Raw genomic sequence first — 20666 nt, 5'->3', positions numbered from 1 at the left:
GCGTCGTACCGCGTTTCCTCCCCCGTACGAAGGCGGGGAATTCCACGCTCAAGGAGCTTCGATGACGATCACCGCGTCCCGGCCCGTCACCGAGGTGCGGACGGCCCGCGCGGCCCGCCGCCGGTGGTGGCGGGGCAAGTGGCCGCTGGCCGCCCTGCTCGCGGTGCTGTCCGTGCTGACCGTGAGCCCGTTCGTGGCGATGTTCATCGTGGCACTCTCGCCGGCGGGCCGGCCGACCGTGCCGGCCCGGTGGCCGGACTCGCTCACGCTCGACAACATCGCGCGGGTGCTGGAGTCGTCGGGGTTCGTCACGTGGACGATCAACTCGCTGATCTACGCCGTGGTCTCCGTGGTGATCATCCTGCTCACCTCGTCCATGGCCGGGTACGCGTTCGCCAAGAAGCGCTTCCCCGGCCGCGAGGCCATGTTCTGGACGTTCCTCGCCACCATGATGGTGCCGTTCCAGGCCACGCTCATCCCGACGTTCGTGCTGGTCAACAGCCTGGACGGGGTGGACACGTTCTGGGGCCTGATCGTGCCTACGCTGGCGAACTCGCAGGCCGTCTTCCTGATGCGGCAGTTCATCCTGGGGCTGCCGGACGAGCTGTTCGACGCGGCCAAGGTCGACGGGGCCTCCGAGTGGCGGGTCTACTGGACGATCGTGGTGCCGCTGACCAGGCCGATCCTGGCGACGCTCGGCGTGTTCGTGTTCCTGTGGCACTGGAACGACTTCCTGTGGCCGCTGGTCGTCGGCCAGAGCGACGCCACCCGTACGCTGACCGTCGGGCTGACCACGCTGCGGACCGAGGAGCTGCAGCTGTCGGTGCTCATGTCCTCGGCGGCCGTGTCGGTGGTGCCGTGCCTGCTGGTGTTCTTCCTGCTGCAGAGGTACCTGGTCAACAGCATCGCGATGACCGGCCTGAAATAGGGTCGGGCGGGTGGACATCGCTGTACGAAACCTTCGTGACCGGCTCCGCGGCGCGCTGATCCCCGCCGCGGCCACCCCCATGACCCCATCCGGCGAGGTGGACCTCGACCTGGTCTCCCGCTACCTCGCCGGTCTGGTGGCCGACGGCGCCACCGGCCTGGCCGTGCTCGCCCACACGGGCCGCGGCCCGTACCTCGCCCCCGACGTCCGCGCCGCCGTGATCGAGCGCGCGGTCGCCTGCGCCGGTAAAGGGGGCGTCCCGGTGCTGGCCGGCGTGGGCGGCGGGGAGGAGGACCCGGCGGCGCAGGCGCGGGTGGCGGCCGAGCTGGGCGCGGACGGCGTGCTCGTCTTCCCGTCGGACGGTGACCGGGTGGCGCTGCACGAGGAGGTGTGGCGGGCGGCCCGGCTGCCGATGATCGCGTTCGACCTCTACACGCGCCCGTGCCCGGCCGGAACGCTGCGCGAGCTGCTGACGCATCCCGGCGTGGCGGGGCTGAAGACGGCGCTGCTGTCGGACGCGATGGGCTGCCAGCGCGCGATCGCGCTGGCCAGGGAGGCGGACCGGCTGGCGATCACGGGGGAGGACCGCATGTTCGGCCCGTCCCTGCTGTGGGGGGCCGAGGCGGCCCTGGTCGGCATCGCCGCGGCGAGCGTCGGGGTGACCGCCGCGGTCCTGGAGGCGTTCGCGGGCAAGGACCTGCGCGCGTTCGAGGAGGCGTCCGGGCGGCTGGACCGGCTGGCGCAGGTCACGTTCACCGAGCCCATGGAGGGCTACGTGCAGCGCATGCTCTGGCTGGCCGCCGCCGAGGGCCGGGTGCCCGAGACGCATTCCCACGACCCGTACGGCCCGCCCCTCCCGGCGGAGGAGCGGGCCGTGATCGTGGCGATGAGCCAGGCGGCTCATTAGCGGCCGGCGATGGCCACCCGGACGAGGTTGCGGGCGCGCACCGCGTACAGGGCCCGGCGGGAGGGGTCGAGGGCCAGCTTGGGCTCGCCGCCGAACCACTGCCCGGCCAGCCCGTCCACGATGGCCTTCGACGTGAACGCGACCAGGTCGATCTTGTAGATCGAGCCGCCGTCCGTGCAGTACGCCACCCGGCCGGTGACGAACAGCTCGCCGCCCTTCGTCCCGACCTTGATCGTCCTGGTGACCTTCCTGCTCCGCAGGTCGAACTCGAACACCTCGCCCGTGCTCGCCATCCCGTACAGGGTGCCGTTCCTGCCGAGGGCGAGCGAGGAGATCATGCGGGCCCCGGGGATCGGCTCCAGCTGCCAGAGCAGCTTGCGCGTGCGCAGGTCGAACGCGGCCAGGCGGGCGGTCGTCGTGACCGGCGGCAGGCCGAGGCCCTCCTGGATGAGGGTGCCCAGGTAGGCGACGCCGTGCCGGGCGACGACCGAGTAGACGGTCTGGCGCTCGACCACCGGCCGGTAGGTCTCGTACGTGCCCTTCCGGGGCGAGTAGAGGGAGAGCGCGCCGTTCATGTGGCCGGGCTCCGGCTGGGTGGGCATCACGATCAGGCCCGTCGTGGCGTCGTAGGCGAGGTCGCGCGGGCGGTCCTGCTGGTTGCCGGTGCGGGCGATCAGGTCGGCCTCGGTCTTCCCGGGGCGGTGCGCATAGAGGGCCGCCTGGGTGTAGATGCCCAGGTACGTGGTGTCGCCGACGGTGAGCAGCGTCTTCGGCTCGCCCGAGATGCCCAGCCGGGTCACCTTGCCGGTCGCCAGGTCGTGGACGTCGGCGCCGCCCTTGCCGCCGACGTAGACGCGCCGGCCGTCGGAGTGCACGGACATCGGCTCCTCGGGTGCCGCCTTGAAGCCGCGCTGGACGAGGTTGACGTAGTCGAGCGAGCCGGTCGCCGGGTCGTAGACGAAGACCGCGCTGTCCTGGATGCCGTAGATCCGGCCCTCGTGGGCCAGGATGCGGTGGGTCAGGGCCTCGAAGTAGGGGACGCCGAGCACCTCCAGCTTCTCCGTGGCCAGGTGGTAGCGGTAGAACGTGCCGGAGGGGCGGCCGGCGAAGTAGACGTACCCGTCGTGGATCAGGACCGCGACGATGTACTTCTCGCCGGCCGCGGTAGCCTTGACGACCTTGTAGTTCTGCGGCGCGGCCTTCTCCAGGACGAGCAGCTCGCCCAGCGAGTTCATGCCGCCGGCCAGGTGGGTCTCCGACATGCCCATGCTGGAGACCCAGTCGCGGTCGGCCACAGCGGACGGCAGGAGCTCGCGCTTCTCGCCGGTCCTGCGGTCGATCGCGATCAGGTGGGCGTTGGCGCCGATCCCGGCGTACACGTACGTGTCGTCGGCCTGGATGCTGCGGACGTACGCCTCGCCGGGGGCGGGCTGGCCCAGGTCGCGGCTGGTGCGGGTGGCCGGGTCGTACTCCCAGACGCGGCCGGGCTCCGACGTGCCCAGGTAGACCTTGCCGTCGGGGGAGGAGGCCATGGTCCAGATGTAGTGGTCGGGGTATTCGGCGACCTTGGTGACCTGGCCGGCGATCGTGTCGATCTTGTACAGGTCGGATCTCGCGTGGGTGCCGACGTAGACGTCGGTGCCGACCTTGCACATCGCCCAGATGCCCACGCCGGTCGGGATGTCGAAATGGGTCGTGACCGAATCCTGGCCGAGGTCGAACGCGCCGACCACGTTGGGCGACAGGCCGCGCGAGCCGGCGTAGAGCACGCCGCCGACGAACTCGCCGTTGCCCAGCGGGCTGGCGACGCTCGCCGGCCCCAGGTCGGTGAGGGTGCCCTCGGGCTGGGCTTTCTGGTGGGTCGCGGCGCGGGCCGGCGTGGTCGTGAACGTGGCGGCCGCCGTGGTCGCGGCGGCCGCCTGGAGGAAACGACGGCGGGGGATCATGCGCGGGCTCCCTAGGTGAAGTTTGGGCCGCACGCTATAACGGGCTAGGCCGTAATGTCCAGAGCGAAGAGCTCCGCGGCGTTGCGCCAGGCGATCCGCTCGGCGGTCCCACCGGCGAGCCCCGCCGCCGCGACCGCTCCGAACGCCGACGAGGGGTCGATCAGCGTCGCGTCGGTGCCGAACAGCAGCTGCGCCGGGTCCACGGCCGCCACCACCTCCGCGATGCGGCCGGCGGGGAAGTGCGACCAGCAGGGCTCCAGGTAGAGGCGGTCGCAGGCGTTCGCGGCCTCGACGGCGTACCGGAACCCGTCGGCTCCCATGTGCCCGGCGATCACCCGCAGGTCCGGGATGTCCGCGCAGACCTCCGCCAGGGCCAGCACGGACGTGCCCCAGGTGTGCACGAGCGCGGGCCGCCCGGTCGCGGCCACCAGCGTGAGCGCCTCGCGGAGCTGCGCGGAGCCGACCGGGGAGCCCGTGTAGTCGGTGTGGATCTTGACGCCGACGAACCGGCCGCCCGGCAGGTACGCCGCCAGGTCCGCCTCCGCCTCGCGCAGCCGGCGCGGGTTGACCGTGACGTAGCCGAGCAGGCGGTCCTGCGTCTCCAGGTAGGAGGCGAGGGCTCGGTTGCCGGCGGCGGCGTCGTAGATGACGGCCTCGGTGGCGGAGACGATCGCGCGGTCGATGCCGTAGCGGTCCATGGTGGCGAGGTTGGCCTCGGCCACGTCCATGGTGAAGAACCACGGGCCCCAGTGGGCGTGCACGTCGATGATCATGACTGTGGCCTCCTCAGGAGCCGTTCCGCGTTGCCGCCCGCCACGGCGGCGATCTCCTCCGGCTTCAGCCCGCTGGTGGCCAGGCGCAGGAGGGGCACGAGCGGCTCGTAGTGGGGGGCGCGCGAGCCGTACAGGAGGCGGTCGGCGCCGAGTTCGGCGGCGGCGAGCTCCAGCGCGTCGGGGGAGTTGAGCAGGCGGGTGGAGGTGTGGAAGCCGGGCTCGTCCGCGGCGGCCACCAGGAAGTCGCCCAGGTGGTAGAAGTGCGTGTCGAGGAAGACCACGGTGGCCCCGAGCCCCGCGAAGGGCTGCCAGAACCTGCGCACGTCGCCGCCGGTGAGCACCACCAGACCGAGCCGCGCGGCCCGGCGCGCGACGTGCCTGACGGACGGGAAGCCCGCCTCGACGCTCTGCTCGTCGGGGAACAGCCGGACGGCCCGGACGCCTCCGGCGGCCAGCCGATCCAGCTCGCGCGCGGCGCCGATCGGGTCGCGCAGGTCCACGGCTCCGACGGGGACGACCTCCGGGACCGCCCGCGCGATCAGTTCGTCCTTGCCGGACCGCACGCCGATCAGCTCGTCGTTGCCCGAGCGCACGTCGAACAGCGCGGCCCGCAGGCTCGCCACCGCCGCGGCCCTGATCCGGTGCTCGCCCAGCAGCCGCAGCACCTGGTCCGGGGCGCCGGGCGGGCCGTCGCGGTCGGGGTAGGCCCCGAACAGCACGTCCACGTCCAGCGCCACCTCCAGCCCGCCGACCAGGCGCCACGCGTCGAACGGAATACCGGGCCCATCCTCAATCGCCATGCCGCACATCATGCCATTGACGAACTGTGCTTATAAAGTTACGGTCTGGCCCATAATTGCTCAGCAATGAACGCGAGGTGCGCCCATGCTCCGATCACTCCTGGTAATTCTGTCGGCGCTCTTACCCGCGCTCCTCACCGGCCCGGTCGCGCGGGCGGCGACGGCCTGTGACACCCCGGCCGTGGAGCGATTCGGCCCGGCGTCGGTCACCGGCGCCATCGTGGGCGCCTCCGTGCTCGACGGGCACGCCTACGTGGTGACCCGCGGCCTGAAGCCCCCCGTGCTGGCCGACATCGACCTCGCCACCCGCAAGGTCGTCAGGAGCGTCACCCTGCCCGACGGCCCGGCCGTCGGTGAGCCCGAGGGCGCCTGGGCCACGGCCGTGTCCGGTGGCAAGATCTACGTCGGCACCTACCCGGTGCCCGACCTCTACAGCTTCGACCCGGCCACGGGCGCCGTGGAGCGGCTGGCGTCGTTCGGGAAGAACGGCGGCTTCGTCTGGAGCCTCGCCGCCGCGCCCGACGGCACCCTCTACGTGGGCACCTACCCGGACGGCCGGGTCCGCGAGTACGTGCCGGGCACGGGCGCGGTGCGCGACTTCGGCGTGCTGGTCCAGGGAGAGCGGTACGTGCGCGCGGTCGCCGCCGACGCCACCTACGTGTACGCGGGGCTGCTCGACAAGGGCCGGCTCGTCCGGATCACCCGGGCGGACGGCACGGTGAAGGAGCTGGCCGCCGCCCCGACCGGCATCGGCGCCGTCGCCGTGCACGGCGACCGGGTGCTGGCCGCCGCCGGAGACACGCTGATCGACATCCGCTCGGACGGCACGGACGAGCGCCGGGCCACCCTGCCCGGCGGCACGATCGACATGCTGACCGTGGCGGGCTCCACGTCCGGCGACGACACCGTCTACGCCACGTCCCGGCCCGACGGCGCCGTCCACCGCTACCGCGCGGGCGACACCGCCTTCACCAAGGTCGCCGAAGCGCCGTCGCCGGGCGACGAGACCAGGCGGATCCAGCAGCTCGACGACAACACCCTGCTCGGCTTCTCGGGCAGCGGCGGCATGTGGTGGCTGGACCTGCGCACCGGCAAGTCCGAGTTCGTCGACCTCATCGACGCCGGCCTGCCCAGCGGCCCGGAGCGGCCGCAGAGCATGCTCGTCGTACCCAACCGCGCCGTCTACATCGGCGGCCACTTCTCCATGGAGGTACGCGACCTGCGCACGGGCGAGAAGCGCAGGTTCCGGATGCCCGGCGAGCCGAAGGACCTCGTGCGGAAGGGCAACAAGATCTACGCCGCCATCTACCCGAGCGGGCAGATCGTCTCCGTCGACCTGCGTACGGACCGGGTGCGCAGCCTCGGCTACCTGGGACACGGCCAGCAGCGCCCCTGGGACATCGAGTACGACCCCGCCACCGACAAGCTCGTGGTCGCCAGCGCCCCGCTCGGCGCCAAGCTGAACGGCGCCCTGTCCGTGATCGACCCCCGCACCGGCCGCATCGACGTCTACGAGGGCGTCATCCCCGACCAGAGCCTCATGAGCCTGTCGGTCGATCCCCGGGGCGGCGTCGTCTACCTGGGCGGCGACGTGCTCGGCGGGGGCGGTACCCCGCCGGTGAAGACGTCCGCGTCCGTGGCCGCCTTCGACCTGCGCGCCCGCAAGGTGCTCTGGCAGGTGGACCCGATCCCGGGGCACCGCACGTTCCAGGACATCAAGGTGCACGACGGGCTGCTGTACGGCGTCTACAAGCGCGACTCGGGCACCTGGATCGCCATGGACCTGGCCACCAAGGCAGTGGTGCGGCAGGGCAAGCTCTCCGGGTACGGCGAGCTGACCGTGCACCGGGGCAGGGTGTTCGCGTCCACGTTCTTCGGCGGCGGGAACGCGTACGAGCTGGGCGTCGAGGCCAAGCTGCTGGCCACCGGGCTCGGCGACGAGTGGTACACCAACCCGCAGCTGCACTTCGAGCCCGGCTCCTGGCGGGCCTGGGGGCTCGTGGGCCGCGACCTGGCCAGGATCCGGCTCGATCCGCGCTGCCCGTCCTTGACCGTCACTCCGTAATCTCTGCTAGTTTCGGTCTGTGCCGAAATATGTGATCGATGCCCACCGGCTCATCGGTCCCGTGCCGTTCGACGACCTGCCGACGGACCCTCGGGACGAGATGGACCGGCTGGGCATCGGCCTGGCCTGCGTCACCCACACGCTCAGCCTCTACTCCGACCCGAAGGCGGGCAACGAGGCGCTGCTCGCGCTCGACGACCCCCGGCTCATCCCCGTCCCCGTCGTGGTGCCGGGGGCCGGGGAGCCGGACGGGCCGGACGAGGTGGCGGCATGGGGCGTACGGATGATCAGGCTCTGCCCCGAACGCCACCGCTTCGACCTCACGGGACCGTGGGCCCTGCGGTGGCTGGCCGAGATCGGCCTGCCCGTCGCGATCGACCTCGACGAGACCTCGCCCGCCCAGCTCCGCCACCTCGCCGAGCGCCTGCCCAAGCTGCCCGTGCTCGTCCTCAATCCCGGCTACCGCCGGTTGCGCGCGCTGGCGGAGCTGATGTCCGAGGCGCCGAACGTGCGGGCCGAGATCGGCACCGTCAACACCCAGGGCGGCGTCGAGTGGCTGGCGGCGCTGTTCGGGGCGGGGCGGCTGGTGTTCGGCACGGGCGCGCCGGTGTCCGACGACTGCGGTCCCCGCTTCCTGCTCGACCACCTCGACCTGCCCCAGAAGGACATCGAGCGGATCGCCGCCGGGACGCTGGAGGAGCTGCTGTGATCCTCGACGCCCACGGCCACGTCGGCACCTGGCCCGACTTCCTCATCCCCCATCCCACCGCCGAACACCTCGTGGCCGCGATGGACCGGATCGGCGTCACCGCGATGGGCATCAGCCACCTGCTCGCCGTCGGTCCCGACGCCGTGCGCGGCAACGAGCTGGCCATGGAGATCGCCGGGCGTTTCCCCGGCCGGTTCGGGGTGTGGCAGGTCTACAACCCGCACCACCGCACCCCGCTCGCCCGCGACGGCGTGTGGGGGGTCAAGCTCCACCCCGACGTGCACCAGTGCCGCCTGGACGACCCCCTGTACGAGCCGGTCTGGCGGCTCGGCCTGCCGGTCCTGGCGCACGGCCAGACGGACTCGCCCTGGAGCGACCCCGCCCAGTTCGCCGCCGTCGCGGCCCGGCACCCGCACGTTCCGCTGATCATGGGGCACACCGGGCTCTGGGCGTACGGGTTCGGCCGCGCGGCCCGTCTCGTGGCCGACCTGCCGAACGTCTACCTGGAGACGTGCGGATCGAAGATGACCGGCCGGTGGATCGCCCGGCTGGCCGCCCTGGCGGGGGCCGAATGGGTGCTGTTCGGCTCGGACGCCTGCTTCCTCGACCTGCGCACCGGCTACGGCCGCGTCGCCCTGGCCCCGCTCACCGACACCGACCGCGCCCTCATCCAGGGCGCCAACCTGGCCCGCCTGCTCGGCCACTCGTGAAGGCCCGCCCGTGAAGGGCTCGCCCGTGAGGTCCACTCGTGAAGGTCCACTCGTGAAGGGACGTCTCCCCGTGACGCTCGCCATCCACGGCGGCACTCCTGTCCGCTCGGCCCCCTGGCCCGCCTGGCCGCCGCCCCTCGACCCCGCGCAGCGCGAGCTCGTCACCAAGGTGCTCGAGAGCGGCCTGTGGGGAGCCACGCAGGGCGGTTCCGTGGTGGCGGACCTGACCGGCGCGTTCGCCCGCCGCTCCGGCGTCCCGTACGGCGTCGCCGTGGGCAACGCCACGCTGGGCCTGTTCGCCGCGCTGCGCGGCCTCGGCGTGGGCAGGGGGGACGAGGTGATCGTCCCGGCGTACACGTTCGTGGCCTCGGCCACCGCCGTGCTGCTGGCCGGCGCCGTCCCCGTCGTCGCCGACGTGGACCCGGTGGACCTGCACCTGTCCCCGCGAGCCGCGCAGGACGCCGTGACCGGCAGGACCGCGGCGATCATGCCCGTGCACCTGGCGGGCAGCCCCGCCGACATGGACCCGCTCAACGACCTGGCCGCCCGGCACGGCCTCGCGGTCGTCGAGGACGCCGCCCAGGCGCACGGCGCCACGTACCGGGACCGTCCCGTGGGCGGTCTGGGCGACGCGGGGGTCTACAGCTTCCAGGCGAGCAAGGCGATGACCGCCGGCGAGGGCGGCCTGATCGTCTGCCGCGACCAGGCCGTGCACGACCGCGTCTGGTCGGCCTGCAACGTCGGCCGCGCGCCCGGCGGCCGCTGGTACGGCCACCCGTCCGTCGGCTGGAACCTGCGCCTCACCGAGATCCAGGCGGCGCTCCTGCTGCCCTGGCTGGACCGCCTCGACGAGGAGATCGACCGCAGGAACGCCTTCTGCGCCGCCCTGGAGCGCGAGCTGGCCCACGTTCCCGAGGTGACCGTGGTGCCGCCGCCGGAGGGCACGACCCGCGACTCGCGCCACCTGCTCATGCTGCGCCTCGACGCCGGGGTGGACCGGGAGTTCGTGCTGGCCGCCATGGCCGCGGAGGGGGTGCCGCTCGACGCCGGCTACCCGCCGCTCGGCACGATGGAGGCCCTCACCGCCGAGGGCACCCGCGTCGAGCCGTGCCCGGGTGCCGAGGAGGCCGCCAGGACCGTGGTGTGGGTACGCCAGGCCATGCTCATGGACGCCCCCGAGGCGGCCGGCGATGTCGCCGAGGCCCTCGCGAAGCTGCTCGCCAATTAGTTCCTTGGCCGTAATTCGTCATTGACGGAGAAACCAGCCTCATTTTAGGTTTCGGTCATGACCTTAATTAAGCGCATGCTGGCATGCGGCATGGCGGCCACCCTCGCCGTGCTCGGCGCCGGCGCCCCCGCGGTCGCGGCGGCGCCCCGTGTGGAGGATCTCGGCGTCCCCCTGGAGGACGTGCTGCTGATCGGCGGCGTGGTGGCGCCGGGCCCCGGCGGCCGGACCGTGCTGTGGGGCGCCTCGTCGGGCACCCCCGCCCACCTCAACGCCGTCGATCCCGCCACCGGCGCCGAAGTGGCCAGGTACGACCTGCCGGGCGCCGGCGGCTCCTGGGCCGTGGAGGCGACCCCGGACGGCAGCGTGTACGCGGGCACGTACGGCGACGGCCGCCTCTACCGCTGGACGGACCAGGGCGGCGTCCAGGACCTCGGCCGCCCCCTGCCCTCGGAGAACTTCATCTGGTCCGTGGCCGCGGGAGAGGGCGCCACCGTCTACGGCGGCACCTCCCCGGGCGGCCGCCTGTTCGCCTACGACCCCGCGACCGGCGTGCGCGACTACGGCAAGCTCTCGCCCGCCCACGCCTACGTGCGCAGCGTCTCCTACGCCGACGGGAAGATCTACGCGGGCACCGAGGCCCCGGCCGCCGTCTTCGAGATCGACGCCGCCTCGGGCGCGACCAGGCAGCTCCCGACTCCCGACGGCCTCGACCCGGCGGGCAAGTGGGCGTACGACGTCAACGTCGCGGGCGGCTTCCTCTACGTCCGCTACGGCGGCGCGAGCCCGGGCCCGATGCACGTCTGGGACATCGCCGCCGGCCAGTGGACCGGCGCGCTCGACGCCGTACACGGCCTCGACGTCTCGCCCCCGGCCGCCGACGGCGCGGTCTACCTGGTCAAGAGCGGCGAGCTGGTCCGCTACGACCCCCGTACGCAGGCCACGACGCCGACCGGCCTGCCCTTCACCGGCCGGGTGGCCAACACGCGCGGCATCGGCTGGGCCGAGCTGGGCCTGCCGGACTATCCGGGGAAGAGCGTCGTCGGCCTGCTCTGGCGCGGGCTGATGTTCCGCTACAACCCGCAGACCGGCGCGAAGTCGTTCGTACAGACGGCGGTCAGGGGCGAGCCCATCGACGTGACCGCGCTCGCGGAGGGCCCCGACCACCGCATGTACGCCGGCGGCTTCCTCAACGGCGGCTTCGCCGCCCTGGACCCGAAGACCGGCGAAAGGACGGAATTTCACACGTTCTCGCAGAGCGAGGACATGATCGCGCACGACGGCAAGCTCTACGTCGGCGCCTATCCCGAGGCCAGGGTCTACGCCTACGACCCGGCGCTGCCGTGGAACAGCACCGAGTACTCGCCCAGCCCCGAGCCCGGCCCCGCGCCGAACCCGGCCCGGCTGTTCGACTTCGCCGCCGACAAGCAGATCAGGCCGCGGGCGCTGGTGTCGGCCGGCCGCTACCTCGCCGCGGGCACCATGCCCGACCTCGGCCAGCTCGGCGGCGTGCTCGCCGTGTGGGACCCGCGGACCGGGACGCTCAAGCACGCTCAGCGCAACGTCGTCCAGGACCAGAGCATCGTCTCGCTCGCCTACCGCGACGGCGTGCTCTACGGCGGCACGTCCATCTACAGCGGCCAGTCGGCCACGCCGCCGACGCAGCCGGAGGCCAAGCTGTTCGCGTGGTCGGTGAAGGCGAACCGGCTGCTGTGGGAGATCGTGCCCGCCGCGGGCAAGCCGGCCGTCCCGGCGCTGACGTTCGACGACCGGGGAAGGCTGTGGGGGATCGCGGGCGGCGAGGTGTTCGCGGTCGACACGACCGCCCGCAAGGTGGTCTCGCGCGTCACGCTGTCGGACAGCAAGAGCGCGAGCGGGCAGCTCGCGTACAACCGGCGCGACCGCACCCTGTACGGCGCGCACGCCGGCCAGGACGTCTTCTCCCTCGACCCGCGGACCGGACGGCACGCGGTGCTGCGGCAGGGACCCGTGCACCAGCTCGCGGTGCACGGGTCCGGGGACGTCTACTTCGCCGAGGGGCCGCGCCTGTTCCGGCTGACCCGTCAGCAGACGCGGTAGGTGGAGAAGTTCTCGAAGCGTGAGAGGTAGAGGTGGCCGTCGGGGCCGAGGATCAGGTTCGAGATCGGGCGGGCGATGAGCGCGAGCGCCATCGTCCCCGGATCGATCCGGTACGCCTTGCCCTGCACCTTGCCCCACAGGTAGCCCTTGTGGAAGACGAGGTTGGTGTCCAGCCAGACCTGCGTGGCGCTGGACCAGGCGTAGGTCTGGTGCTTCACGCTCCTGACGGTCCGCCCGGTGGCCGGGTCCAGCTCGAACAGGGTGTCCGGGGTCAGCCCCCACAGCCGCCCGTCGCCGTCGAAGGCGATCGAGCCGAGCGCCAGGTCGCCGGGCACGGGGGTGGACTGCCACTTGAGCGAGTCCGTGGCGATGTCGTACGCGAACGCCACGGCGTCGCCCTGCGGCGTGCTGGTGCCGCCGAAGGCCGAGGTGGCGCCGTACACGACCCCGTCGCGGTAGGCCAGGCCGATGATGCTGTGGCCCGGGACGATGTCCCGCCTGATCACGGTGCGGCCGGTGGCGGGGTCGAGCAGGCCGAGCGCGCCACCGTGGGTGCCGGCCTTGGGCACCGTGCCGAACGCCAGCCGGTCGCCCGCCGAGATCATCGCGAAGGGCCGGTCCTGCTCCTGGCCGCCGAGGTCCAGCAGCAATGTGGGCGCGGTCCCGTCGAACTCGTAGATCCGGGCGCCGGGGTAGACGCCGAGGTAGAGCTTGCCCTTGTGGGTGACGATGCCCTCGCTCTGGCCGACGTCCGGCCAGTTCTGGGCCTGGCCCGTGGCGGGGTCGTAGGCGGCCAGGCCGCCGGTGAAGAACCCGCCCGCGTAGACGCGGCCGTCGGGGCCCGTGCCGAGCGAGCGGATGCTGACGGGCTGGCCGGTCAGCGCGCCGTCGAGCAGCCGGCCCTGCCCCGTCCTGCGGTCGAACTGCCAGATGCGGCCGGTGGAGCTGGTGCCGACGAGGGTGTGGCCGAGCCAGCCGAGCGGGCGGGCGGCGCCCTCGCCGTACCCGGTGAAGCCCAGCCTGGTGATCTTCCGGGTCCTGAGGTCGTACTTCACGAGCTCGTCGTGCTGGAACAGGTAGAGGTCGTGGCCGCGCCTGCCGCCGCCGACGGTGAGGTTGTCGACGTCCTCCACGACGTCCTTCCACGCGCGCTTGCGCAGGTCGTACACGCCCATGGGGTTGGCGCCGGTGGAGGTGACGAAGCGGACCAGCAGGTAGCGGCCGGCCACGTCCACGTCGTAGGCGTAGCCGCTGCCCTCGACGGGCGGGTCGATCACCCGCTCGACCGTACCGGCGGGGGTGAGCACCGCGACCTTCATGCTGCGCGCGCCGACGCCGGCGTACACGGTGCCGTCCTCGCCGACGGCCAGGTCCCGGACGTACTGGTCGCCGGGGACCGGGCTGCCGAGGTCGGCGAAGGCGCCGGTCGCGGTGTCGTAGCGGAAGAGCTTGCCCGTGGGCGAGGTGCCGCCGTAGACGGCCGAGCCGTCGGGACTGGCGGCGACGGTCCAGACGAACGTCTCGGTCGCGATGGGGATGCCGAGCTCGCTCACCTGGTCGGCGGACGGGTTGTAGCGGAAGAGGCGGCCCATCGCCCCGGCGGTGGCGTTGTAGCTGCCGACGTAGACGGAGTGGTCGGGGGCGACGGTGACGGCCCAGGAGCCGAGCGCGAGCGGGAGCGGGCGTTCGGCGATCAGGCGGCCGTCGCGGGCGTCCCTGATCCCGAGCAGCGCCGGGCCGGAGGCGCTGGAGGTGACCGAGTAGACGCGCGGGCCCTGCGGGTGGCGGGCGTCCAGCGCGGTGCCGGCGGTGGTGGCGCCGGTCAGCGGGAGCATGCCGAGGTTCTGGAAGCCGCACCCGGTGGGTGGGGCTGCGGTGGATTCGGCCTGGGCCGGAGCCGAGAGGGATAAGGCAACGAGGAGCGTTGCGAGGATGGTGCGCACGTACGACCTCCCAGAGCGATATAACGGGCTTGACCGTAATTGGCCGGAGGGTGCCGTGACAAGATGTCGGGATGGGACCGACGCGGATCATGGCGGTGCGGCACGGGGAGAGCGAGGCCAACCTCGCGCACCGGGAGGCCGGGTCGGCGCCCCTGGTCTACGAGCGCGGGGACGACGAGGTCACGCTGACGGACCTGGGCCGGGCGCAGGCCGCCGCGTTCGGGCGGTCACTGGCGGGCCTGCCCACCGCCGAGGCCCCCGAGGTGGTGTGGTGCTCGCCGTACCTGCGGGCGCTCGACACGTGGCGGGTGGCCCTGCGGGCGTGGGGCGCCGGCCCGCTCCCGCTCACCGTGGACGGGCGGCTCAGGGACCAGGAGGCGGGCGCGTTCGCGCGCTACAACCTGGCCGCGATCAAAGAGCGCTTCCCCGAGGAGATGGCGCGGCGGGAGGCCGAGGGCGCCTACGCCTTCCGGCCGCCCGGCGGCGAGTCGCTGGCCGACGTCGTGGTGCGGCTCCGTGACCTCCTCGCCGACCTGCGCGAGCACGCGGCCGGGCGGCGGGTGCTGATCGTCGCCCACGACTCGGTGGTGCTGGGCCTGCGCCACGTCCTGGCGGGCGGCCCGGACGAGGACCTGGCCGCGGTCCTGGAGTTCGCGCCGGTGCTGAACGCCTCCGTCTCCGTGTGGGACGGCTCCGGGCTCGTCCGGTTCAACGACGTCGGCCACCTCTAGCCGGTCTCGACGGCTCCCGCCACCTCTAGCCGGTCTCCGATCAGCCGGTCTCGGCGGCGTCGCCCGTCCCTGGCCGGTCCGGCCCGGTCTCGACGATCAGGTCGGCCCGGTCGCGCGTCCGGTCCTCGGCGAACCACTTCTCCTCGGCCGCGAACCACTCCAGCCACCGCGGCTCCAGCTCGGCCCCGTCCCGCTCCATAACCCGCGCGAAGCGCAGCGCCCGCGGCGCGTCCATCCAGACGGTGAAGGCCAGCAGGCGGGCGATCGAGGCGCGGGCCGTGCCGACGCCCTCGATGACCAGGACCGGCGCGACCGGGACCGCCACGTGCTCGGCGTACTCGCCGCGCACCCAGTCGTACCTGCGGAAACCCCCGGGCTCGCCGTCCCGGAGCCTGACCAGCACCTGCGACTCCAGCGCGTGGAACCAGCCGCCGGGCCCCTCCTCCCACGGCACGGGGAAGTCGTCGCTGTGGATCACCTGGCAGCCGAGCGCAGCCCCCAGCCGCCCCGCGAACGTCGTCTTGCCCGCCCCCGCCGGCCCGTCCACGGCCACCAGCCGGACGGGGCCGCACGAGGGGCGCAGGGTCATGATGCGATCGGCCAGGTGGTTCACCGGACCCAGGGTAGAAGACGTGGTGTGGGCTACTGAGAGAATGTTCTTTCGCCCCGAATGCAAGCAGGAGGTTGATCTTGCTCGGACCCCTCGGTGACATCGTCGTGCTCGATCTGTCCAGGGCCCTGGCCGGGCCGCACGCGGCGCAGATGCTGGGTGACCTGGGCGCTCGGGTGATCAAGGTGGAGCATCCGGACGGGGGTGACGAGTCGCGCGGGTGGGGACCGCCGTTCGTCGGACCGGATAACGAAATTTCGACTTATTTCCTGGCGGCCAACCGCAACAAGCAGTCCATCGCCGTCGACCTCAAGTCCGCCGACGGCAAGCGGCTCATCGAGCGCCTCGTCCGCCAGAGCGACGTCCTGATCGAGAACTTCCGCACAGGCGTGCTCGACCGCCTGGGCTTCTCCGTCGAGCGCCTCCACGAGCTCAACCCCCGCCTGGTCATCCTGTCGATCACCGGCTTCGGCCACGACGGCCCGGAGGGCGGACGGCCCGGCTACGACCAGATCGCCCAGGGCGAGGCCGGCCTGATGTCGCTGACCGGGCCGTCGCCCGACGAGCCCTACCGCGTCGGCGCCTCCATCGCCGACCTGCTCGCCGGCATCCACGGCGCGTACGGCGTCACCGGCGCCCTCTACGAGCGCGAGCGCACCGGCAGGGGCCGCGTCGTGCGCACCTCGCTGCTGGCCGCCATCACCGGCGTCCACGCCTACCACGGCACCGCCTGGACGGTCGGCGGCAAGGTGCCGGCGGCCGGCGGCAACCACCACGCCTCCATCGCCCCCTACGGCGCCTTCCGCTGCGCCGACGGCATGCTGCAGATCGCCGCGGCCAACGACGGCCAGTGGAAGAAGGTCGCCACGCTCCTCGGCATCGACCCCGACGCCGCGAAATACGCCACCAACCGGGACAGGTTCGCGCACCGGGACGAGCTGATCGCGGACATGGAGAAGGCCCTGGCGGCCCACGACCGTGCCCACTGGCTGGCCAGGCTGGGCGAGGAGGGCGTGCCCGCTGGCGCGATCAGGACGCTCGACGAGGTCTACGCCTGGGACCAGACCCGCTCGCAGGGCCTGGTCGTCGAGGTGGAGCACCCGGTGCTGGGCACGATCGAGCTGCCCGGGCCGCCGCTGCGCTTCGACGGTCTCGAGGGGTTCGAGCACACCGCGCCACCCGCCCTCGGCCAGGACGGCGACGCCGTGCTCGCCTGGCTCGAAGAGCGTGAACGATGATCCGCATTTCGCGGCACCGGACGATCTCTTCGTGCGTCAACATTGCAAGGCTGGCCGACATTTAGGGAGCGATAGTGAGCCGTCCGGACGCGCGCACACTGATCGAAACGATCCTCGACCGGGGGTCGTGGAAGTCGTGGGACGCGCCGCCCGCCGACCCCGCGCCGCCCGGCTCCCCCTACGCCGACGAGCTGGCCGCGGCCCGCGCCAAGTCCGGCTACGACGAGTCCGTCATCACCGGCGAAGGGCTGCTCGGCGGCCGCAGGGTGGCCGTGGTGGCGTGCGAGTTCTCGTTCATGGCGGGCTCGATCGGGGTGGCGGCGGCCGAGCGGTTCACGGCCGCCGTCGAGCGGGCCACCCGCGAGCGGCTGCCGGTGCTGGCCGCGCCCGCGTCGGGCGGCACGCGGATGCAGGAGGGCGCGCTCGCGTTCGTCCAGATGGTGAAGATCACCACCGCGATCCAGCTGCACCGGAGCGAGGGCCTGCCCTACCTGGTCTACCTGCGGCACCCGACGACGGGCGGGGTGTTCGCGTCGTGGGGGTCGCTCGGGCACGTCACGGCGGCCGAGCCGGGTGCGCTGATCGGGTTCATGGGGCCGCGGGTGTTCGAGTCGCTGCACGGCTACCCGTTCCCCGAAGGCGTGCAGGTTGCCGAGAACCTCCACCGCAAGGGCCTGATCGACGCGGTGGTCCCGGCCGAGGAGGCGCGGGAGATCGCGATCAGGGCGCTCGGCGTGCTCGCCGACGACAGGTCGCGGGTGGAGGCGGGCACCCCTCCGGAGGAGGACCTGCGGCCCGTGGAGGCGTGGGAGGCGATCACCCGCTCGCGCCGCGACGACCGGCCCGGCGTGCGTACGCTGCTCAAGCTCGCCGCCACCGACGTGACCCCGCTCAGCGGCAGCGGGGAGGGTGAGAACGAGCCGGGGCTGCTGCTCGCGCTGGCCAGGTTCGGCACGGCGCCGGCGGTGGTGCTCGGCCAGGACCGGCGGGTCCAGCGGACCAACTCGCCCCTCGGCCCGGCCGGGCTCAGGGTGGCCCGGCGGGGCATGCGGCTGGCGGCCGAGCTGGGCCTGCCGCTGATCACCGTCGTCGACACGGCGGGCGCCGACCTGTCGAAGGCGGCCGAGGAGGGCGGGCTGGCCGCCGAGATCGCCCGCTGCCTGGCCGAGCTGGTCATGCTCGACGCGCCGACCGTGTGCCTGCTGCTCGGCGAGGGGGCGGGCGGGGCGGCGCTGGCGCTGCTGCCCGCCGACCGGGTGCTCTGCGCCCAGCACGCCTGGCTGTCGCCGCTGCCGCCGGAGGGCGCCTCGGCCATCCTCTACCGCTCGGTGGACTTCGCACCCGAGATCGCCCAGGCCCAGCACATCCGCGCCACCGACCTGCGCCGCGACGGCATCGTGGACCGGGTCGTCCCGGAGGTGCCGGACGCCGCGTACGAGCCGCGGCAGTTCTGCGAGCGGGTGGGGCGGGCGCTGGAGTACGAGATCGCCCGGCTGCTGGAGCTGAGCCCGGCGGACCGTTTCGCGGCCCGCCGAGCCCGCTTCCGCAACCTCGGCTAGAACTTCGGGGCGCGCCGATTGGGCAGCTCGTATCGCCACAACTCCTTGCCGCCGGCGTCATAGCCCGTGAGGGCGACGGTTTCTTCGACACCTCCCTTGGGGGCCGGGGCCGCGAACAGCGCCACGTTCTGCCCCCACGAATCCGGGACGGCCTCGGCCGTCGCGGTGGCGCCGCCCTTCATGCGGAACTCCACCTTGGCCGTGCCCGCGGGTGCGTAGCCGTACCAGGCCGTTTTGTGGCTGGCCCATTGGACCGGCCGCTCGGCGTCGAGCAGATCGCTCAGCCGCGCGCCGGGCAGCGGCCCGGGCAGCGCCGGCACCATCTCCCCGTTCTCCCAGAAGGCCGCGCAGCCCGGCACGAGGAGAGCCGTGATGCCCGCCGGCAGGGGCTGAGGGGTGGCCTCGGACCTCGCGGCCTGCCTCGTGCAAGCCTTGTTGGAATTCGGAACCTGCTTGTCCGGCTTGCCCTTCGCCTTGACGATGAAGCCCCCGACCTCGGCGCCGCGCGGGACGCTGACGTGCCAGACCGGGTATGGGGCGCCCGCGCCGCGCAGGAACGAGGCGCGGACCCGCTGCCCGTCGAGGAGCACCGCTTCGACCGACTCCCAGCCCGCGAGGGCCGGGCCGAAGTAGATGTCGGCGCCGGGGTCCGGCAGGTAGGTGGTCGCCTGCTGGAAGGGGTAGGAGTTCTGCGCGAAGCTGATGAAGCAGCCGGACACGCCCCGGTCGCCCGGCGCGGGCCCGCCGGTGTAGCAGAACCCGTCCCCGTCGTCGGACCTCTGGGTGAACCAGACGCGTACCGGGCGGCCGGAGCTTTCGGTGCCCGGGAGGGTCATCACCTCGCCTGCGACCTTGTCGTCCTCGAACGGCGCTGCCTCGCCCGGCTCGTCCTGGCTCCAGACCTGCTTGCCCGACGCGTCGTAGGCGGTGACGCGGCGACTTTCGGCCCGGTCGTCGGACGGGCTCATGGCGGCGAACAGCGTGACGCCCAGGTTCCAGGGATCGGGCCTGGTCACGACGCTCGCCGTGCTCCCGCCGCCGAACGAGACCTCGATTCTGGCGACGTCCTTGCGGGCGAAGCCGATGATCATGTTTCGCCGGGGGCTGACGGTCACCACCGGGTCCGTCGCGGAGGGCAGTTGAGAGGCGAGTTCGGCGCCGTGCCGCGACCAGGTCAGCCGCGTCCCCTCCTTCGTCCGGTACGGCTGGACGGAGATGCCCTGGGACAGCTCCATGGGCGCGCTCATGGGCTGGCCATCCGGCGCGAACAGGCCGTCGCGGGACCACCACCCGAGGCTCTTGCCGTCGACGTTCGAGATCCGGATCTTGGACATGGGATCCTGGGACGGATACGTCACCGTCCACAGCCGGTACGGCGCGCCGTCCAGGCTCCGCACCGTGCCCTGGAACTCCTGCCCGCCCTTCGTGACCCCGGTCACCGCGCCCACGTCCTGGAGCGCCAGCCCCCAGTCCATCGCGGTCCCCGCACCGTCCCGCAGCGTGCTGCCCACAAACCAGGCGTCCACGTCCTCCCACGTGACGGCGTCGGCGCAGGCCCCGTACGGCTCGCCGGCGGCCCGCTCGACGATGTAGCAGACCTCGGGATAGCCCAGCTTCCCTCTGGCGAACCAGATCCGCAGCGGCTTGCCCTCGGAGGGGTTGTCGACGGACGCCTCCTTGCCGAGGGGCGTGCGCTCCTTCATGAGCTGCTGGTAGATCCCGGTCGGGTCGATCGCGGTGTTCCTGCCCAGGCCCCCGTTGAGCAGCACAGGAACGAACACGGTCAGCAGCGCCACCGGGAGCGCGGCCAGCAGCCACCGGGCCGGTCGGCGCCGCGGCCGGCGCTCCATGATGCGCGCCCAGGCGTGCGGGTCGGGCTCGTAGGCCCGGGCGCGGGCGTCGAACGCGGCTCGAAGGCGCTCTTCCAGGTTGTTCACGCGTCCTCCTCCTTCAGCGCCTTGCCCAGGGCCGCCAGGCCCCGGCTCGCGTGCGTCTTCACCGATCCGGGCGAGACGCCCATGGCGTCGGCGATCTCGCGTTCCGACAGGTCCAGCCAGTAGCGCAGGACGAGCGCCTCGCGCTGGCGGCGCGGCAGCCGGTCCACGGCGGACAGCAGCTCGCGGTGCTCCTCGGAGACGAGCACGGCGTGCTCGCTGCTGCGCGCCGGTTCGGGAGGGTCGGGGCGGCGCAGTCGTACGAGGCTGAGGTGGCGCAGGCGGTTGCGCGTCAGGTTGCAGACGGTGGAGCGCAGGTAGGCCAGGGCGGCCCCGTCGTCGCGCAACCGCCTTGTGTGCAGCCGGGCGAACGCCTCCTGGGCGATGTCCTCAGGGTCGTCCGCGCCGAGCAGCCCGGCCAGGCGTACCAGGGAGTGGTACTGGGCCGCGAACAGCTCGGCGAACGACGGCTGCGTCGTGGTCGCTGTTTCGGTCACGTCATAGAGACA

The 20666-nt window shown here is 72.8% G+C and carries 17 protein-coding genes; 10 read left to right on the top strand and 7 right to left on the bottom strand.

Annotated elements, in window-relative coordinates:
- Window positions 1-61: 61 nt before the first annotated feature.
- On the top strand, window positions 62-928 hold the full coding sequence (locus tag ACWEPL_RS01305) for a carbohydrate ABC transporter permease (protein ID WP_350722559.1): 867 nt from the start codon (window positions 62-64) through the stop codon (window positions 926-928).
- A gap of 10 nt (window positions 929-938) precedes the next feature.
- Window positions 939-1835, top strand: a complete 897-nt coding sequence (locus ACWEPL_RS01300) for a dihydrodipicolinate synthase family protein (protein ID WP_452434619.1) — start codon at window positions 939-941, stop codon at window positions 1833-1835.
- Here the strand turns inward: ACWEPL_RS01300 and ACWEPL_RS01295 are convergent.
- The 3 genes from ACWEPL_RS01295 to ACWEPL_RS01285 are packed head-to-tail and all read right to left on the bottom strand — an operon-like array spanning window position 1832 to window position 5354.
- A complete protein-coding gene (locus ACWEPL_RS01295) occupies window positions 1832-3781 on the bottom strand; it encodes a PQQ-binding-like beta-propeller repeat protein (protein WP_452434617.1) in 1950 nt (649 codons plus the stop codon). The two genes, ACWEPL_RS01300 and ACWEPL_RS01295, sit on opposite strands and share 4 nt — an antisense overlap.
- A gap of 44 nt (window positions 3782-3825) precedes the next feature.
- On the bottom strand, window positions 3826-4554 hold the full coding sequence (locus ACWEPL_RS01290) for an amidohydrolase family protein (RefSeq protein WP_452434615.1): 729 nt from the start codon (window positions 4552-4554) through the stop codon (window positions 3826-3828).
- Complete coding sequence (locus ACWEPL_RS01285) at window positions 4551-5354, bottom strand: amidohydrolase family protein (RefSeq protein ID WP_452434614.1); 804 nt, start codon at window positions 5352-5354, stop codon at window positions 4551-4553. Before ACWEPL_RS01285 ends, ACWEPL_RS01290 begins: the two co-directional genes overlap by 4 nt.
- Before the next feature lie 85 nt (window positions 5355-5439).
- Here ACWEPL_RS01285 and ACWEPL_RS01280 point away from each other — a divergent pair, with 85 nt between their 5' ends.
- The 5 genes from ACWEPL_RS01280 to ACWEPL_RS01260 are packed head-to-tail and all read left to right on the top strand — an operon-like array spanning window position 5440 to window position 12142.
- The gene (locus tag ACWEPL_RS01280; RefSeq protein ID WP_452434613.1) at window positions 5440-7419 is read left to right on the top strand and encodes a PQQ-binding-like beta-propeller repeat protein; all 1980 of its coding nucleotides are present in this window, start codon (window positions 5440-5442) and stop codon (window positions 7417-7419) included.
- Window positions 7420-7438: 19 nt separating this feature from the next.
- On the top strand, window positions 7439-8128 hold the full coding sequence (locus tag ACWEPL_RS01275; protein ID WP_452434612.1) for an amidohydrolase family protein: 690 nt from the start codon (window positions 7439-7441) through the stop codon (window positions 8126-8128).
- Complete coding sequence (locus ACWEPL_RS01270; RefSeq protein ID WP_452434611.1) at window positions 8125-8838, top strand: amidohydrolase family protein; 714 nt, start codon at window positions 8125-8127, stop codon at window positions 8836-8838. Before ACWEPL_RS01275 ends, ACWEPL_RS01270 begins: the two co-directional genes overlap by 4 nt.
- A 52-nt stretch (window positions 8839-8890) precedes the next feature.
- Window positions 8891-10066 carry a DegT/DnrJ/EryC1/StrS family aminotransferase gene (locus ACWEPL_RS01265; RefSeq protein WP_452434609.1) on the top strand — a complete coding sequence of 392 codons (1176 nt, stop codon included), beginning with the start codon at window positions 8891-8893 and terminating at the stop codon, window positions 10064-10066.
- Between the two features lie 57 nt (window positions 10067-10123).
- Window positions 10124-12142 carry a hypothetical protein gene (locus ACWEPL_RS01260; protein WP_452434608.1) on the top strand — a complete coding sequence of 673 codons (2019 nt, stop codon included), beginning with the start codon at window positions 10124-10126 and terminating at the stop codon, window positions 12140-12142.
- On the opposite strand, the gene ACWEPL_RS01255 is transcribed toward ACWEPL_RS01260, so the two are convergent.
- Window positions 12127-13977, bottom strand: coding sequence for a hypothetical protein (locus ACWEPL_RS01255; protein ID WP_452434606.1), 1851 nt, complete (start codon window positions 13975-13977; stop codon window positions 12127-12129). The two genes, ACWEPL_RS01260 and ACWEPL_RS01255, sit on opposite strands and share 16 nt — an antisense overlap.
- A gap of 179 nt (window positions 13978-14156) precedes the next feature.
- Here ACWEPL_RS01255 and ACWEPL_RS01250 point away from each other — a divergent pair, with 179 nt between their 5' ends.
- Complete coding sequence (locus ACWEPL_RS01250) at window positions 14157-14816, top strand: histidine phosphatase family protein (RefSeq protein WP_452434604.1); 660 nt, start codon at window positions 14157-14159, stop codon at window positions 14814-14816.
- Window positions 14817-14856: 40 nt separating this feature from the next.
- Here ACWEPL_RS01250 and ACWEPL_RS01245 read toward each other — a convergent pair whose 3' ends face one another.
- Window positions 14857-15429, bottom strand: a complete 573-nt coding sequence (locus tag ACWEPL_RS01245; protein WP_363965656.1) for a uridine kinase family protein — start codon at window positions 15427-15429, stop codon at window positions 14857-14859.
- Window positions 15430-15506: 77 nt separating this feature from the next.
- On the opposite strand from ACWEPL_RS01245, the gene ACWEPL_RS01240 reads away from it, so the two are divergent.
- On the top strand, window positions 15507-16664 hold the full coding sequence (locus tag ACWEPL_RS01240; RefSeq protein WP_452434601.1) for a CaiB/BaiF CoA transferase family protein: 1158 nt from the start codon (window positions 15507-15509) through the stop codon (window positions 16662-16664).
- A 74-nt stretch (window positions 16665-16738) separates the two neighbouring features.
- Window positions 16739-18223 carry a carboxyl transferase domain-containing protein gene (locus ACWEPL_RS01235; RefSeq protein ID WP_363965654.1) on the top strand — a complete coding sequence of 495 codons (1485 nt, stop codon included), beginning with the start codon at window positions 16739-16741 and terminating at the stop codon, window positions 18221-18223.
- On the opposite strand, the gene ACWEPL_RS01230 is transcribed toward ACWEPL_RS01235, so the two are convergent.
- A complete protein-coding gene (locus tag ACWEPL_RS01230; protein WP_452434599.1) occupies window positions 18220-20160 on the bottom strand; it encodes a hypothetical protein in 1941 nt (646 codons plus the stop codon). The genes ACWEPL_RS01235 and ACWEPL_RS01230 overlap by 4 nt on opposite strands.
- On the bottom strand, window positions 20157-20654 hold the full coding sequence (locus tag ACWEPL_RS01225; RefSeq protein WP_452434598.1) for a SigE family RNA polymerase sigma factor: 498 nt from the start codon (window positions 20652-20654) through the stop codon (window positions 20157-20159). The genes ACWEPL_RS01230 and ACWEPL_RS01225 overlap by 4 nt, the downstream gene beginning before the upstream one ends.
- Window positions 20655-20666: the final 12 nt, after the last annotated feature.

The sequence above is a fragment of the Nonomuraea sp. NPDC004186 genome (assembly GCF_053603495.1).
Note: the sequence above shows the minus strand (reverse complement) of the source record. Positions and strands in the feature narration are given on the sequence as shown.